The 14,852-nt window shown below is 35.8% G+C and carries 13 protein-coding genes, 1 tRNA gene and 1 pseudogene; 7 read left to right on the top strand and 8 right to left on the bottom strand.

Annotated elements, in window-relative coordinates:
- Positions 1-105, top strand: a pseudogene (locus ACFIJL_RS06010) (late control protein); the annotation flags it as partial.
- A 582-nt stretch (positions 106-687) separates the two neighbouring features.
- Here ACFIJL_RS06010 and ACFIJL_RS06005 read toward each other — a convergent pair.
- Positions 688-764 (bottom strand) — tRNA-Met (locus ACFIJL_RS06005).
- A 164-nt stretch (positions 765-928) separates the two neighbouring features.
- Here ACFIJL_RS06005 and ACFIJL_RS06000 point away from each other — a divergent pair.
- Both ACFIJL_RS06000 and ACFIJL_RS05995 read left to right on the top strand, forming a co-directional pair.
- Positions 929-1,885, top strand: coding sequence for a Gfo/Idh/MocA family protein (locus ACFIJL_RS06000; protein WP_375623460.1), 957 nt, complete (start codon positions 929-931; stop codon positions 1,883-1,885).
- A 49-nt stretch (positions 1,886-1,934) separates the two neighbouring features.
- Positions 1,935-3,053 carry a DegT/DnrJ/EryC1/StrS family aminotransferase gene (locus ACFIJL_RS05995; RefSeq protein WP_375623456.1) on the top strand — a complete coding sequence of 373 codons (1,119 nt, stop codon included), beginning with the start codon at positions 1,935-1,937 and terminating at the stop codon, positions 3,051-3,053.
- Between the two features lie 325 nt (positions 3,054-3,378).
- Here ACFIJL_RS05995 and ACFIJL_RS05990 read toward each other — a convergent pair whose 3' ends face one another.
- Genes ACFIJL_RS05990 through ACFIJL_RS05980 form a run of 3 tightly spaced genes read right to left on the bottom strand, consistent with a single transcriptional unit; the run spans position 3,379 to position 4,645 of the window.
- Positions 3,379-3,645 carry a hypothetical protein gene (locus ACFIJL_RS05990; protein ID WP_375623454.1) on the bottom strand — a complete coding sequence of 89 codons (267 nt, stop codon included), beginning with the start codon at positions 3,643-3,645 and terminating at the stop codon, positions 3,379-3,381.
- Positions 3,635-4,021, bottom strand: coding sequence for a hypothetical protein (locus ACFIJL_RS05985; RefSeq protein WP_375623452.1), 387 nt, complete (start codon positions 4,019-4,021; stop codon positions 3,635-3,637). Before ACFIJL_RS05985 ends, ACFIJL_RS05990 begins: the two co-directional genes overlap by 11 nt.
- 27 nt (positions 4,022-4,048) lie before the next feature.
- A complete protein-coding gene (locus ACFIJL_RS05980) occupies positions 4,049-4,645 on the bottom strand; it encodes a DUF1134 domain-containing protein (protein WP_375623450.1) in 597 nt (198 codons plus the stop codon).
- A gap of 214 nt (positions 4,646-4,859) precedes the next feature.
- Between ACFIJL_RS05980 and chpT the strand changes: the two genes are divergently transcribed.
- On the top strand, positions 4,860-5,498 hold the full coding sequence (gene chpT, locus ACFIJL_RS05975) for a histidine phosphotransferase ChpT (protein WP_375623448.1): 639 nt from the start codon (positions 4,860-4,862) through the stop codon (positions 5,496-5,498).
- 223 nt (positions 5,499-5,721) lie between these two features.
- Here chpT and ctrA read toward each other — a convergent pair whose 3' ends face one another.
- Entirely contained in the window at positions 5,722-6,423 is a 702-nt protein-coding gene (gene ctrA, locus ACFIJL_RS05970) for a response regulator transcription factor CtrA (protein ID WP_375623446.1), read from the bottom strand.
- A 565-nt stretch (positions 6,424-6,988) separates the two neighbouring features.
- Between ctrA and ACFIJL_RS05965 the strand changes: the two genes are divergently transcribed.
- Positions 6,989-7,375: a flagellar export protein FliJ gene (locus tag ACFIJL_RS05965; protein ID WP_375623444.1), complete on the top strand. Its 387-nt coding sequence runs from the start codon at positions 6,989-6,991 to the stop codon at positions 7,373-7,375.
- Between the two features lie 180 nt (positions 7,376-7,555).
- Here ACFIJL_RS05965 and ACFIJL_RS05960 read toward each other — a convergent pair whose 3' ends face one another.
- Positions 7,556-7,831: a DUF1153 domain-containing protein gene (locus ACFIJL_RS05960; protein ID WP_273790817.1), complete on the bottom strand. Its 276-nt coding sequence runs from the start codon at positions 7,829-7,831 to the stop codon at positions 7,556-7,558.
- Between the two features lie 391 nt (positions 7,832-8,222).
- On the opposite strand from ACFIJL_RS05960, the gene mnmA reads away from it, so the two are divergent.
- Entirely contained in the window at positions 8,223-9,446 is a 1,224-nt protein-coding gene (gene mnmA / locus ACFIJL_RS05955; RefSeq protein WP_375623442.1) for a tRNA 2-thiouridine(34) synthase MnmA, read from the top strand.
- A gap of 280 nt (positions 9,447-9,726) precedes the next feature.
- On the opposite strand, the gene ACFIJL_RS05950 is transcribed toward mnmA, so the two are convergent.
- Positions 9,727-10,536 carry a TrmH family RNA methyltransferase gene (locus ACFIJL_RS05950; RefSeq protein WP_375623440.1) on the bottom strand — a complete coding sequence of 270 codons (810 nt, stop codon included), beginning with the start codon at positions 10,534-10,536 and terminating at the stop codon, positions 9,727-9,729.
- A 757-nt stretch (positions 10,537-11,293) separates the two neighbouring features.
- Between ACFIJL_RS05950 and ACFIJL_RS05945 the strand changes: the two genes are divergently transcribed.
- Positions 11,294-12,202 (top strand): cation diffusion facilitator family transporter, encoded by a 909-nt coding sequence (locus tag ACFIJL_RS05945; protein ID WP_375623438.1) that lies wholly within the window; start codon positions 11,294-11,296, stop codon positions 12,200-12,202.
- A gap of 1,290 nt (positions 12,203-13,492) precedes the next feature.
- Here the strand turns inward: ACFIJL_RS05945 and ACFIJL_RS05940 are convergent.
- A complete protein-coding gene (locus ACFIJL_RS05940; RefSeq protein ID WP_375623436.1) occupies positions 13,493-14,332 on the bottom strand; it encodes a DUF1460 domain-containing protein in 840 nt (279 codons plus the stop codon).
- Positions 14,333-14,852: the final 520 nt, after the last annotated feature.

Raw genomic sequence — 14,852 nt, 5'->3', positions numbered from 1 at the left:
ACCGTCACCCACCGCTATGAAAAACAAAGCGGATACACAACAGAAATCACACTCGAGGCACCAAACAAGGGAAAAGAGGCAGGAGAAAAGGAAACCTCTGAGTGACAGAAAATCAAAGGGTAATGTTTACCCTTTGATTGGTGATGAAGGGCATTTAGAGGAATAAGGACAACTTGTTCCAATTGCTAAAACGAGAAATAGGTGCAACTTGCACCAATTGCATGAGTACAGCAATAGGGTATTGTTTACCCAATTCCTCAAAGGAGCAATGGTGCAAACATTGCACAATTGCATACTGAAGAGCAATTTGATCAAGTTGACCGAATTCCTTAAACGCTTCTCTTATTTAATAATGTCCTGAATAATGTGCTTAGGATACAGAAAAATCATCAGTCAATTTATGCTAAAAGAAGTCATACCATCTTATATACGCTGCTTCTCAAATAATACGATTCCAACTCAATGATTGATCATCAAAAATTGCGATTTTGAGCAGAAAAGAAAAAGAGGCTTTAAATGATCTTTGAAAGGTCTTTGAAGACCCTTTGAGAACCCCTTAAAAACTCTTTGAAAAAAAATAAATTGGTACAAAACCTAGTGTCAAAATATACAAAACCCGCTGGCAAGCTACAGGCAAGCTACATACAAACAGCTACACTGGTAAGTTATATACACAACAAAAAGTAATGGTAGCGGAGGAGGGATTTGAACCCCCGACACAAGGATTATGATTCCTCTGCTCTAACCTACTGAGCTACTCCGCCAAAATAAGCAATCATAATTGTCAGTAATTACATCTTTTGCGGATATAAGGGGTAGAATAGTAAGATGTCAAGCATCGTTTTTAAGCTTTTCTCTTGTCATTCTATTTTATCCTCGATATGTAAAAGTGTAATTTTCATATGATAAAGTAAGGTAAGGCATGAAAATGGTGCCACGTGTAGCGGTTTTAGGATGCGGTCATTGGGGTGAAAATCATATACGGACACTCCACTCTCTTGGGGCTTTAGCAGCAGTTTCTGATATTGATAGTGATCGTGCTGCCAGTTTTGCAACACTGTATGGTGTAGAGGTTGTTAAACCAGATGATCTTTTTACTCAGCGAGATATTGATGCACTGGTGTTAGCGCTGCCCCCACAATTTCATACGCAAAATGTGCTTCGTGCTGTTAAAAGCGGTAAAGATGTTTTGGTGGAAAAACCAATAGCTCTAAATGTTTCTGATGCTAAACGCCAAGTTCAGGAGGCTGAGGCCTATGAGCGAGTTTTTATGGTGGGCCATATTTTGCGTTTTCATCCAGCTTTTGAAAAAATGTGTGAATTGGTGAAAAATGGAGATGTGGGAGATGTGCGATATATTTATTCTCATAGATTAGGCTTTGGAAAATTTCACACACACAGTGATGCTTTATGGGATCTTGCCCCTCATGATCTTTCAATGATTTTGGCGTTGACAGGATGTGAACCTTCCGAAATTCGCGGTGAGGGGGCTGCTGTCGTTGATCAGATTTCTGATTTTTCTCATATTCATATGATTTTTCCAAATGGTGTGCGTAGTCATCTTTTTACTTCACGCTTGAGTTCTTATCGTGAGAGGCGTTTAACTGTTGTTGGAACAAAGGCTATGCTCGTTTTTGATGATATGGAACCGTGGAGTCGTAAATTGGCAATACACCATTTTGCTGTTTGGAAAGAAAATCAAGAGTGGGCTTTTAGCATGGATGAGCTGAATTACATTGATGTTTGTGAAGATTTGCCGCTTACTTGCGAATTACGGCATTTCCTTCAATGTATTGAAACGCGTCAATCACCTCGTACAAATGGTGATGATGCTATTGCGGTTTTACGGATTTTAACAGCTGCTGATGTCAATTATAATAGATAAAAGAGATAGGTAGCGCTTTTGCATTCTTGTGATGATCAATGGAGTTAATATGCAATTCATAGACCTTGGGGCGCAGCGTGCGCGTATTGAAGATAAAATTAATTCTGCAATTGCGCATGTAGTCGCTAGTGGTAAGTATATTTTGGGGCCAAAAGTAACAGAATTTGAAGACAAATTGGCAGAATATCTTGGCGTTAAACATGTGATTGCATGTGCTAATGGAACAGATGCTTTGAAGATGCCTCTTATGGCTAAAAATATTGGTCCAGGAGATGCTGTTTTTTGTCCTAGTTTTACATTTTCAGCAACGGCTGAAGTGGTTGCTTTGGTGGGGGCTGAACCTGTTTTTGTTGATGTTTTACCTGATACCTTCAATATTGATGTTGAAAAACTTTCTCACGCAATCAAAATGGTAAAAAAAGAGGGACGTTTAAAGCCAAAGGCTATTATTGCTGTTGATTTGTTTGGGCTGCCTGCTGATTATGTGCAAATTGCTCAAGTGGCAGCAAAGGAAAACCTTTTTGTGATTGAAGATGCTGCTCAATCTATGGGCGGAAGAAGCGGTAATATTATGTGCGGTGCTTTTGGTGATGTGGCTGCCACAAGTTTTTATCCTGCAAAACCATTAGGATGTTATGGCGATGGAGGCGCTATGATGACCAATGATGATCATTTGGCAGAACTTTTACGTTCTATTTTGTTTCATGGTAAAGGTGAAACGCAATATGACAATGTACGTATTGGTATGAATTCGCGCCTAGATAGTATTCAGGCTGCAATTTTACTAGAAAAGTTTGTGATCTTTGAAGATGAAATGGAAAAGCGTGTAGAAATTGCTCAACGTTATTCCAATGGCTTAAGAGATATTGTTACAGTTCCAGAAATGGGAGAAAATATTCGTTCTGCTTATGCACAATATACGATTAAGGTAAAAGAACGTGATAAATTAAAAGATTTTTTACAAAAAAATTCTATCCCTACAATGATTTATTATAAAATTCCTTTACATCAACAGCCTGCTTATAAACACTTCCCTTATGTAAAAGATTCCCTTGCTGTTTCAGAGTCTTTGGGAGAGTGTGTTTTAAGTTTACCAATGCATCCTTACTTGACACAAACGGATCAGGATATGATTATCAAAAAAATAAGAGATTTTTATCACTCTTGAGAGCGTGTGTTTATCCTTAAAATTATGGTCAAAGCTCTATTGGTGATCCATCTTAGAAGGTATTTTTTGTTAGAGTGTGTAACCAATATTTTGGTGTTATTTCCTTTCTAGGGACTATGAAATGTTATCCTTTAGGGCGGTGATATGATTAGAAAGTGAATCTGTTAGACAAGAAGATGTTTTTTTACAGAACGCTATGGGTTAAAAAACGTTGTCCTTTAGCTTAGCTAGAAAGTCACGTTTAATAAAAAGGATTTGGGTTATGAAAGTTACAATGAACCTTTGTTGATTTTACTCTCCATTTTAAGGTGTTTTAAAAGATAACTTATTTAACGGGGCTTTTGGAGAGAAACGTTATTTTTTTGCGAATACGTGATGCTAGGTCATTTTTGCTTTTGGATTTTTGAATCAATGTGTTGATGGGTGATGTATCCCCCTCTTGTAGCGCTATTTGAGCTGCTAATGTTGCTGCAAGTTCTTTTGTTTCTTCACGGAGTTCTTCCAGCAATTGGTGGTTAGTAGTCGTGTCAAGCTCATGAGTTTGGATTTTTCGTAAACGTTGCTGATAGTGTGCAATTTTTTCACGAATCATTTGTCTTTCCTTTGGAAGTGTATAGTGTGGCGATATTTTGTTTGATTGCTATTGCTTCTTTGGTGAGAGTATCTTTTGTGGGGAGGCATAGCCGATAAAACTGTTCTGTTACTTGGCTCAGTTGTATTTTTTGTTGGGCATATTTTTTTTGCAAAAATTCGTACTTTTGTTGGTTGTTTGCTAATTCTACAGCATGTTGTGCACGAAGAAAATCTTGGTTTGCTTCTATTTCCGCGAGTGATAATGGCATTTGCGCACAAACATCTTTATACGCAAAATGAACGGCTTTACGCCAAATAAAAGGAGATAAAAGCACCAGTAACCAAGAAGTGAAAGCAACTCCAAGTATAAAAAAAAGAAATGATTGAATAAGCATAATACCCCTTTTCAAATAAGAAACCGTTTAAAACGGATTCCAAGTTGGCCTAGGTGTTAATTTTAAATATCCTATATTTATACCAAGCCGTGCGCCGACTCCTGTACGTATTGGGATTAACAAGGTATTATGGTATTTGAGGACATGAAAACCAACACCTGCTATTAAATAGGCCGAACCTGAAATACCACCATAGCGTTTCCATAAATTATTTATGCCATTAAGATTGTAAACTAAGATCATTAAACGGGAGCCTTGGCCGCCAAAATCCCATCCTACTGAGGGGCCTTGCCAAAAAACTTTATGTTGACCGTAGCTTTTGGTAAAAACCATTCCTTCGCCATAGGTTAATCCAGCAAAAAAGGCTCCAGAAGCTTCTTCTCCTAAAATATAGGCATTGGGATAACCGTATTGTGAAAAAATATTTTGAATTGCAACAGCCAGACCACTCGCTGTTTTTCCAAAAAAAATATGACCGGAATCAATAATTTCTTGGAGTGAATAATGAGGTTCATTTTGCCTTATTGGTTTTAGTTGAGCATGTGCAGTATTTATAGTGACGAATAAAAGGAAGATTAAAGATATAATATTTTTGTACCAGTATCTTATAAGAGAGTGAGCCATGGAGTTTTCTCCTTTTATTAGTGATAAACAAAAGATAATATTAGAATTTTCATTCTATTCAAATAAAAAATAAGATGTAAGCTTATTTAAATTCTTGAATTTATTTCTGAAATTTTTTTAGCATAATTGTTAATGTTTCCTATTATGCATCAGATGTTAAGAGTTTTTCTTTAAAATAAAGTTTGTTTTTTTAATCTAGGAGTTTTCAATCATTATGATGTTAAATATCTCTTTGAAGTCTACGGATCTTGCTGCTTTGCTTTGTAGTCGTATTTGCCATGATTTGATTTCACCTGTGGGGGCTATTCAAAATGCAATGGAGCTTTATGATGAAGGAGGAGCTGAAGAAGATGCTTTACAATTAGTGCGTTTATCCGTTGCGAGTGCTTCTGCACGTCTACAATTTGCGCGATTGGCTTTTGGTTTTGCTGGTGCAAGTGGAGGACAAATAGATACACGGGCTGCAGAGCAGGTTGCTCAACAATATATGAAAGAAGAAAAAGCAACTTTAAAATGGCAAGCTTCTTCTTTATTGTTAGCAAAAGATGAAGTTAAACTTTTGCTTAATTTATTATTGATTGCAAACGCAACAGTTTCTCGTGGGGGTGAAATTGTTGTTATGATTTTGCAAGAAGAAAATAAACGTTCTTTTCGTTTTGAGATTTTCGGTAGAACTTTCCGTATACCCCCTCATTTTCTTGCTTTATTGCGTGGAGAAATTCAAGAAGAGCTTGTTGATGCACATGTCATCCAATTTTATTACACAATGTTACTTGCTCAGATGACAGAGATGAAAATAAATATTGATGAAAGTGATGATTGTATTGTTTTAGAAAGTGTAAAAAAGCTTTGAACAAGAAAGAAGCGCTTAAGCCATGTTGGGAAAAGTGGCTTCGATTGAACTTATAAGCGATAAGGTTATATGTGTAAATTTGGTGTGGTTACTTCTTAAGCTTTAAGCGCTTTCTATATGAGATTTTTGGTGTGCGAGTTCTCTACTTTTAATAGAGAAAAGATCTCGGGAAAAAATCTCGGCCCGCTACACTCCGAGATTTTACAATATGCATGTTCACTGCTTAAGCGGTTTTTCGTACGTTCTCTTCAACTGGATCACGTAATACATAGCCACGTCCCCAAACTGTATCAATGTAATTTACACTGGAAGAGATTGCTTCCAATTTTTTCCGCAATTTACAGATAAAAACATCGATAATCTTTAGTTCTGGTTCATCCATTCCACCATAGAGATGATTGAGAAACATTTCCTTGGTAAGGGTGGTACCTTTGCGTAAAGAGAGAAGCTCTAGCATTTGGTATTCTTTACCGGTTAAATGAACAGGGCGCCCTGCAACTTCGACGGTTTTTGTGTCAAGGTTAACGGTGAGATCTCCGGTAACAATAACAGATTGTGCATGTCCTTTAGAACGACGAACAACTGCATGGATACGTGCAATGAGCTCATCCTTATGAAAAGGTTTCGTCATATAGTCGTCTGCTCCAAAGCCAAAACCACGAACCTTGTCTTCAATGGCATTCATACCAGAAAGGATTAGGACAGGAGTTTTTATTTTTGCCAACCTTAGAGTCCGCAAGACATCATACCCTGACATGTCAGGCAAATTCAGATCAAGCAAAATGATATCATAATCATAGAGTTTTCCTAAATCGATACCTTCTTCACCCAGATCAGTGATATAAACATTAAAGTTAGCCGACTTTAACATCAACTCAATGCTTTGAGTAACTGCTCTATCATCTTCAATTAATAATACGCGCATTTTAGATCCCTCATTTTGCTCCTTCACGAATCATAAGGAGCATTTCTATTTTATATCAGTTAGCAAAACCACTGTTATAAAAACAATTCATTAAATTAAACACTTATAACAAAGTGTTTATGAACATTTCAGTAGTACGCGTAACAATCACTACTAAATTCCCCACTATCCATGATAGTGGTTAACAAAATATTTTTATTTTTGAAAGAGGCTACAAAATTATTTTAGAAAAATCCCATATTTTTTAACATAATAAACAAAGGAGGGCTTTTTCTATAAACTTTAATTTAAAAAAAATTTGTAAAAGAGCTTTATAAATTACTTTTTTACAATTTCAGTGTTTATTTACTGAGCTTTAAACCTCTTCATTTTATAATGGGGGGGGAAGTTAAAGAAATAGTTATTGCTCTTTAAAGCAGATTGTATTTTCAGATGCTTTAATGAAAGGCAAAAATTATTATAATTTCAAGTTAATAGACTGTTTTTGTCGGATAGACATATAAATAAAAGATATTTATTGGGTGTGAATGCGAGTTTTGAGTTGCGCAATCAAGGAGTAGTGAGTATGAAGCCACGAGAAAATATGGTGCGATTGAGGATGTTTCAAGTGCGTGGAAAGCGCCGTGAAATTGCACAGCTTGAGATGATGATCGCAGAATTTGAAAGAATGGTGTTAGAGTTGGAAGCACAGATTTCTCATGAAGAACGTAAATCTGGAAACAATGATGTTCACCATTTTGCTTATTCTGCTTTTGCGCGTGCAGCGCGGCAAAGACGTGATAATCTGGTCAATTCAATTCGTGATTTAGAACTTCAAAAAACAAACGCTGAAATTGCTCTCCATGAAGCTAATACAGAGCTGCAACGTGCACAGCTTTTGGAAGCCCGAGAAAAGAAGATTTCTGCGGATGATAAGAATATTTTGATTCAATCTAATTCAATGGTTGGCTAATTCAGTGGTTGGTTAATTTAATGGCTGGATGATAAAAGCAATTAAAGCAATTAAAGCAATTATTAAAAAATCCATTCTTTCAGATTTATCTTTTGGATATAGTATAAAATAGCCAAATTTTTATTAAATTTGGCTATTTTATAAATTGCTTTATGTTATCAAATCGTAATTAATGGCAACTTAATGCCTGTAGTGTTGAATCTTGGTCGTTCGTAATCCCGCTAAACCGTGTTCATCGATTAAACTTTGCCATGAAAGAAATTCTTCTACAGTCAAAGTATAACGGTGGCACGCTTCGTCAAGACTTAACAATCCACCTCTGACAGCCGCAACAACTTCAGCTTTGCGACGAATCACCCAGCGCCGTGTTGTTTGCGGCGGTAGGTCGGCAATTGTAAGCGGACTTCCATCTGGCCCAATAACATATTTCATTTGTGTTTTTATCAAGTTGCTCATTCGTATCCTCTACCTTGAGTCAAGGACTTGATTCGTTTATAGAGCATGAAATTTAAAAAAGAGCTAAAAGCGCTGAAAGAAAAAATTAATAAAGTGATTGGGCATGTAAAAAGAAGCTCAAGTTGAAGTGTGTAAAAGAGATTCTTGCAATATTTTACCCCATTTTTCAAAAGAGCAAAAAAGGATTTCTCCTAAACGATTGCCATTATGCCTTATTTCCATCATTCTTTTTTTGTTTGCAGCAGCTCTTAAGAAAGTAATGCCTATGGTTGTGGAAAGGATAAAAAAATAATATAAAGACAATCAATCGTGTAAAAGTGCTGAAGAGCGTGCATCAGAATGTTAACATATGGGTAGCCATTAAAAAGAACATTAAATAGAGAATGAATACATGTTTTTAAACAGTCTTGATTTACCAGGACAACCTGAGGATTCTCGCATTGTTGTTGCAATGTCGGGGGGGGTTGATTCATCGGTTGTTGCAGGTCTTTTGAAAAAGGAAGGGTATAATGTTATTGGCATTACGTTGCAGCTTTATGATCATGGGGCAGCAACGCATCGGGTGGGGGCGTGTTGTGCAGGACAAGATATTGAGGATGCACGCCGCGTTGCAGAAACATTAGGAATACCGCATTATGTTCTTGATTATGAAAAGCGCTTTCGCGAAGCTGTTATTGATCCTTTTGCAGAAAGCTATGCTCATGGAGAGACCCCAGTTCCATGTATTGCATGTAATCAAACGGTTAAGTTTGCTGATTTATTAGCAACGGCACGCGAATTGGGGGCAGATGCTTTGGCTACTGGACATTATATTCGTTCGCGTTCCAACGGAGCGCATCGAGCACTCTTTCGTCCTCTCGATAATGATCGTGATCAGAGTTATTTTCTCTTTGCAACGACACAAGAACAGATTGATTATTTGCGTTTTCCACTTGGTGACCTTCCAAAAGCCCGCGTTCGTGAAATGGCAGCAGAAATGGGCTTTGTGGTTGCCAATAAGCATGATAGTCAGGATATTTGTTTTGTTCCACAAGGAAAATATTCAGATGTTATCGCAAAACTGCGTCCAGAAGCAGCTAATCCTGGCGTTATTGTTCATATTGATGGAAAGATTTTAGGTAAACATTCGGGTATTGTTAATTATACGGTTGGTCAACGTCGTGGTATTGGGGTGTCAACGGGTGAAGCGCTTTATGTGGTTTATCTCGATGTGGAAAATGCACGTGTTATTGTTGGTCCGCGTGAAATGCTCGAAACGCATAAGCTTTTTTTACGTGATGTGAATTGGCTTGGTGATGAGCCCTTGGATAAATTCCCTTCTCAAGGTATTGAGGTGGCTGTAAAGGTGCGTTCAACGCGTCCTCCTCATCTTGCACGCTTACATTATAAAGGAGGTATTTTTTCCGTTGATTTATTGGAATGTGAAAATGGTGTGGCACCAGGGCAAGCTTGCGTTCTTTATGATGGAAATGGTCATGAGGCGCGTATTCTTGGGGGAGGATTTGTAACACATTCAGAACGTGCAGCCGATACTGAAATGATGTTAGAGCGCGTTTTATGCAATCTCGAAACAAAAGATTCTGTTTCATCTGAACTAAAAACAACAGCTTCATAAAACATAGTAAGTTGATTTATAATGATATTTTTTTAATCTTAAACTTGAATGAGAGAATGCCGGAGGATTTTTTCATTGAAAGTTTGTTTTATGATTGAATCCATCAAAATTATATCTTTTGCACGTCATAAGTGGGGTTAGGGTGTGGAAAACATTGATAAAGAAAATGTAAAAATGTTTTTTATCAATGCTTTCAAAGGCTAGGGGACGGCAATATTATTGGAGACTGATAGATAACATACAACATCGGTATGTTCTATAACTTGAAGTGTTATCATTTTTAGTGGTCAAAGTTGGTAAAATGAGCAAGTGCGATACCTGAGGCTGTGGCAACATTAAGGCTGTCAAAACCCTCAGTCATGGGAATACGTAAGGTTTTTGATTGTTGTAGTATATGGGGTGGTAAGCCATCGCCTTCTGTTCCAAAAATAAGTGCCATTCTTTTGCTTTTGTTGGCTTGTTTGAGAGTGTGTGAGGCAGAAGGGGAGAGTGCATAAAGATGAAAGTTTTCATCGTTTAGAGCAGCTATAATGTCATCTATATCAGCGTTTTGCGTATAGGGTACTTTTAAAGCAGCGCCGGCAGACACTCTTATTGATTTGCGATAAAGTGGATCGCATGAGGTTTTGTCGACAATAATGCCATTACAGGCAAAGGCTGCTGCATTACGAAAAATTGATCCCATATTATCGTGATTCGAGATACCACATAAAACAAGAATCAAAGCTTTTTCTGGAAGATGTTTTAAAAAACTTTGTAAGGATGGCAGTATTTTACGTTTACCAATACCCAGAACACCACGATGAACATGGAAGCCGGTGATATTATCCATAACTTTTTGTGGAACGCAATAAATGGGACATAGAGGTTGTGTTTTTTCTAAAAGCGGTAGAAGTCCAGAGAGACGGTTTGCTACGATGAGCAGTGAGATGGCAGAAAACTCTTTCGAGTGTAGTAATGCGGACAATGTTACTTTGCCTTCAGCAATAAATTGATGTTGCCGTCCAACAAGATCTTTTTCACGGATATTATGATAGGCTTTTAGGCGTGGATCATCTGTTTCATTGATTGTTGTGATATTCAAATGCATGCGAGATTTTTAGTGCTTTTTTCTTATGATTTCCAGATGTTAGAATTTGTTTTATTTAAAAAAAAGAGATAAAAAAACATTATTTTAAAACTTATGGTAGAATTTGTGTTGACAATATGCAACCATAGGTATAATGTAAAAATACTGATACGGAATCATATATTTTTTCTCGTATCGGGTGCAGTGTCTTGGGTCCCCGCTATTTCCCAAGTTCTGTATGCCCTTAATTTCTAAGGGAAAAGAATCTGGGTCCCCAATGCCCAGATTCTTTTTTTTTGAGGGTAATCATTGTTCTTCTTTTTATATCTAAATTTTTTAATAAATCATCTTTTAAAATCCAGTTGACCTGTAAAGTTACAGTAGAGTGCTAAGATATTTTTTCTAAGGTGCAAAGATGGCTTATAATGCACATCATAAGATTAAAAAATAATGCATGATCATGATAGATTTGAGCACAAACAAGTTTTTCGTTTATGAGACGTGAGATGGCTTTAAGTTATTCAGAAAACGATTAATAATGAAGGTGATGTGTTTGATTGCTCTTGGGAAAGCTCTTTTTTCTATTATTTTCTCTCTTCTTTATTTATTGATGCTGTTCATGTAACTGAGCAGTTTTTACGATAATAATGGTGAGCTGAGGCGTTTATTGTATGATGAAGCTTCTGTAATATTGAGGAAAGATCGTCGTTATGCCAAAAGTATCATGATATGGTTAAAAATATTAATTCCCTATTTCGTGAAGAAAAGGATGAGGTTCATGGATGTAAAAATCAATATACAAAGCTTAACTTTATACTCTATTTTTATTGCGTGTATTGTTTTTGCTTTGAAATATTGGGCATATCACATCACAGGTTCGGTTGCACTTTATTCTGATGCATTGGAATCAATCGTTAATATTCTTGCGTCATTAGCAGCATGGTGGGCTGTTAAAGTGAGTATGAAGCCAGCGGATCATGATCATCCCTTTGGGCATCATAAAGCGGAATATTTTTCCGCAATTCTTGAAGGGATACTCATTATTATTGCAGCAATTGTTATTTTAAGAGAAGCATGGATAGCTCTTTCTACCGTTAAATTGTTGCAGAAACCTGGAATATGGCTTGTTATTCATCTTATTGCAACTGTCATAAATTGTATGTGGGGAATGGTTCTTATTGGGCAGGGAAAACTCCATCGCTCACCGGCTCTTAAAGCTGATGGAGTGCATTTTATAACAGATGTTTTTACGTCGCTTGCAATTTTAATTGGTTTGATTGCCGGTTTTGTCGGAGGATGGGGAGCTTTAGATCCAATTTTAGCGATAATCGTTGCCGTTAATATTCTCTTACAGGGCTGGAAGGTTATTAGAAATGCTGTTCAGGGATTAATGGATGTTGGCGTTGAATTGAATGAAAGCATGCGGATTCGGGAGCTAATTTCTGCAAATGCATCGGGTGCGCTTGAGGTCCATGATTTGCGGACGCGTGTTGCTGGGAGGGTTACTTTTATAGAGTTTCATTTGGTTGTGCCTGCTATAATGCAGGTAGGAGAAGCACATAAAATTTGTGATAAAATCGAAGCTGTTCTTCAAAAAGAATTTGATAATGTGCGTATTTCTATTCATGTCGAGCCTGAAGATGAGGCAAAATTGCCTCCCGGTACAACGGTAATCCCTTTTATATAAAAAGTTTTTTTCAAATTGTCTGTTATGTTAGACTGTTTTTTTATGATGGGGTGATTCATACCTCTCGAAAATACAATGATGCTCTTTCGTTGATTTAATTTTTGCATCAATCAAGTATACAAGATTAAACAGAGTATTTAAGGCAAGATTTATTCTATTTCGTTAAAACACTGTCATTTAAGGTGTGGTGAGATAAGGCATATAAGTTTGATCTATTAAGTGTTTCTAGAGTATGGAGTAAATATTCAAAATAGGACTTGCCGGTGTATTCTTTTGTAAGTGAATCTCATGAAATGGTTAGCAGCTTAAATCCATTTAAGAAAACGGATTGTTTACAGACTGTCGGGAGTAGATGTTTCGTTGCTTAGGGCGAAGAGGAGTGAAGCCTTCGTAATAAGTTTAATGAGATTTAATTGTAAATTTTATATAAAAGTTATGAATAGAATTTTAAAGTTTGTGATCATAGATTAATCATCATTATTGTTGCTAATAAATGTATTGTTTTATCGATACAATGGATTCTGTTTAGAGTGTTCTTTATTGCATGAAAGATGGGGACTCATTAAAGAATGAAAAAACCAAAAATAATGCTCATATCTCTACTCTTTAAAGGATATTATTGTCGTTGCTGTAGAAAATCGTAAAGCTGAGCGAAAGAATGATGCTAAAGATAGAAACTGGTTTTTAATTGATGCCTTCATATTTTCATTCCAATCTGGCATCAAAATTTTACAAGGACTCGTACAGTACTGGTGCATCCTAATCATAAATATGCTGCTACATTAGGGCTATTTTAATTTATAGATAATAACAAAAAGCAAAGACTTTATAAGGAAAACAAAGCTATAAAGTCAAAAATTTATATGCAATAAATTAGAGAGGTAGATCGAATTTTTATAGAATACTTTATAAACAATAACCAAACATATCTGGCTTTACTTTTACTTATTTTTACAAACATTCGTTTGTGTCTTTTGCGTTATATTTGTAAAGATCAGATTAGCTGTAATCTATAGATAGCTCTTGGTTGAGAATATGAAAGGAAAGCGTGATACTATAGTAGACTTTTTTCTGTCTTTATCGTTCAACCAGTATAAAGTGATTATAAATCCGTGATTTCTCCAAAAATGATTTTGTCATACCTATAAACAAAGTTAGATCAAAACGACTTTTTTCTCTTAAAACTGTAAACAAATATATTGTATCCGTATAGCTTGAACGAAGTTAGATGTTTACCTGAATAACGACAGTATATATTTTAAGAATAGAGAAGATATTTCATATCGCATGTTATTCAAGAGCTCTTAAAACAATGATTCCTGGTGTTTTTTCAACATAATTCATAAAAGGAGAATCAACGACTTTTTCGTTTTCTTTTCGTGAAGAAGCATTTCTTAACATTGGCCCTTTATCTGTCATGATAAAGAAGCCCACATGTGTTACATCCAATCCAGCAAGTTTCGTATAAATACCAATGAAATCACCAGACTGTAAACGACCTATAACCTCCTCATTAATAAAGTTACTTGGAATATACGTTATCGTGCGTTTCACAACTGGCAACCCAGGTAGATAGCTTCCACCATCAGCTTTTTTGTTGAGATATTTTTCTATTTTTACCGCATGGGGACTTATTTCAGCGGTAATATCAGTGGCGAGTTTATATTCTCTATAAGCCCAATCCGTAAAAAAATGTTTCCGATTTAAAAAATGAACATTACCGTTAATATAACGCGTTTTTATGACGTTATTTATGAATTCTGTTTGAGATGTTGATTTGCGCAATGCTTCAACATAATCTAGGTAAGTGAAGCAATCTAAGCCTCTAAAATCAATAATCAGTTTTTCTGGTGTATTTTCTGAGCCATGTAACATATTTGCTTGGTAAGGTGTCCCTAAAAAAGCTTCAGAAAGAAAGTCAATTAGTGCCCCTTTTTCCTGATAATTTGTTTCTGAACGTTTTTTGAGAAGAGCATTTAATTTATTTAGAGTATAGGGATCTAGGTTTACGTTGGTTGTTTGTTGTGTTTTTATTTTATTTTCTACAGTACTCTCTTGTGAATCAGAATCCTGAACATCACATCCTGTTACCAACATTAATATGAGAATTAATAGGGATATTTTTCGCATTTTATACACCATTTTTGAATTAAAAATTCATGACGAACTATTTCTAAAAGTGCTATTTTTTAAATGCTTATCATGTTCATCGTTAGATTTAATGCTAGCATACAATCATTAAGAGTATCAATGAATATAAAGATACAATCAGGGTTTTTAAAGTTACACAAATTGCAAGCGATATGAATATTTTCTAAGATTATAGAATTAAAGAACTTTCTCTATAATATACTTATTTTTTAATCAAAATTATTGTCAAATAAATACTTTTAAAAATATGATGAGCTTTTTACGTTGTTAAGCTATTCGGGTGATGTTGCTTTAACCTTATAGCATATTCTGAGGGTAAGAAAATTTTTTAAGAGCTTATCTTTTAAAAGGTTTCAATTACTGTAGGATATCTAACGTATCTAATGGAATTGAGATTCCTGAAAACGGTGGGATGAGAGGGGGAAATGATGTCGGATGAAATTCATCATAATGTCTCTAAAACTATTGGAAATACTTTGTGTTTCATGAAATTTTGTTC

Origin of the sequence: Bartonella sp. TT119HLJHH, assembly GCF_042193385.1 — a bacterium.
Lineage (GTDB): Bacteria > Pseudomonadota > Alphaproteobacteria > Rhizobiales > Rhizobiaceae > Bartonella.
Note: the sequence above shows the minus strand (reverse complement) of the source record. Positions and strands in the feature narration are given on the sequence as shown.

Bases quoted from the DNA above. Each gene is read 5' to 3' on its own strand.
- ACFIJL_RS05980 (WP_375623450.1), bottom strand. From the start codon at position 4,645: ATGGCTCACTCTCTTATAAGATACTGGTACAAAAATATTATATCTTTA.
- ACFIJL_RS05945 (WP_375623438.1), top strand. From the start codon at position 11,294: ATGGATGTAAAAATCAATATACAAAGCTTAACTTTATACTCTATTTTT.
- mnmA (WP_375623442.1), top strand. From the start codon at position 8,223: ATGTTTTTAAACAGTCTTGATTTACCAGGACAACCTGAGGATTCTCGC.
- ACFIJL_RS05950 (WP_375623440.1), bottom strand. From the start codon at position 10,536: ATGCATTTGAATATCACAACAATCAATGAAACAGATGATCCACGCCTA.
- ACFIJL_RS05985 (WP_375623452.1), bottom strand. From the start codon at position 4,021: ATGCTTATTCAATCATTTCTTTTTTTTATACTTGGAGTTGCTTTCACT.
- ACFIJL_RS06000 (WP_375623460.1), top strand. From the start codon at position 929: ATGGTGCCACGTGTAGCGGTTTTAGGATGCGGTCATTGGGGTGAAAAT.
- ctrA (WP_375623446.1), bottom strand. From the start codon at position 6,423: ATGCGCGTATTATTAATTGAAGATGATAGAGCAGTTACTCAAAGCATT.
- ACFIJL_RS05960 (WP_273790817.1), bottom strand. From the start codon at position 7,831: ATGAGCAACTTGATAAAAACACAAATGAAATATGTTATTGGGCCAGAT.
- ACFIJL_RS05990 (WP_375623454.1), bottom strand. From the start codon at position 3,645: ATGATTCGTGAAAAAATTGCACACTATCAGCAACGTTTACGAAAAATC.
- ACFIJL_RS05995 (WP_375623456.1), top strand. From the start codon at position 1,935: ATGCAATTCATAGACCTTGGGGCGCAGCGTGCGCGTATTGAAGATAAA.
- ACFIJL_RS05940 (WP_375623436.1), bottom strand. From the start codon at position 14,332: ATGCGAAAAATATCCCTATTAATTCTCATATTAATGTTGGTAACAGGA.
- chpT (WP_375623448.1), top strand. From the start codon at position 4,860: ATGATGTTAAATATCTCTTTGAAGTCTACGGATCTTGCTGCTTTGCTT.
- ACFIJL_RS05965 (WP_375623444.1), top strand. From the start codon at position 6,989: ATGAAGCCACGAGAAAATATGGTGCGATTGAGGATGTTTCAAGTGCGT.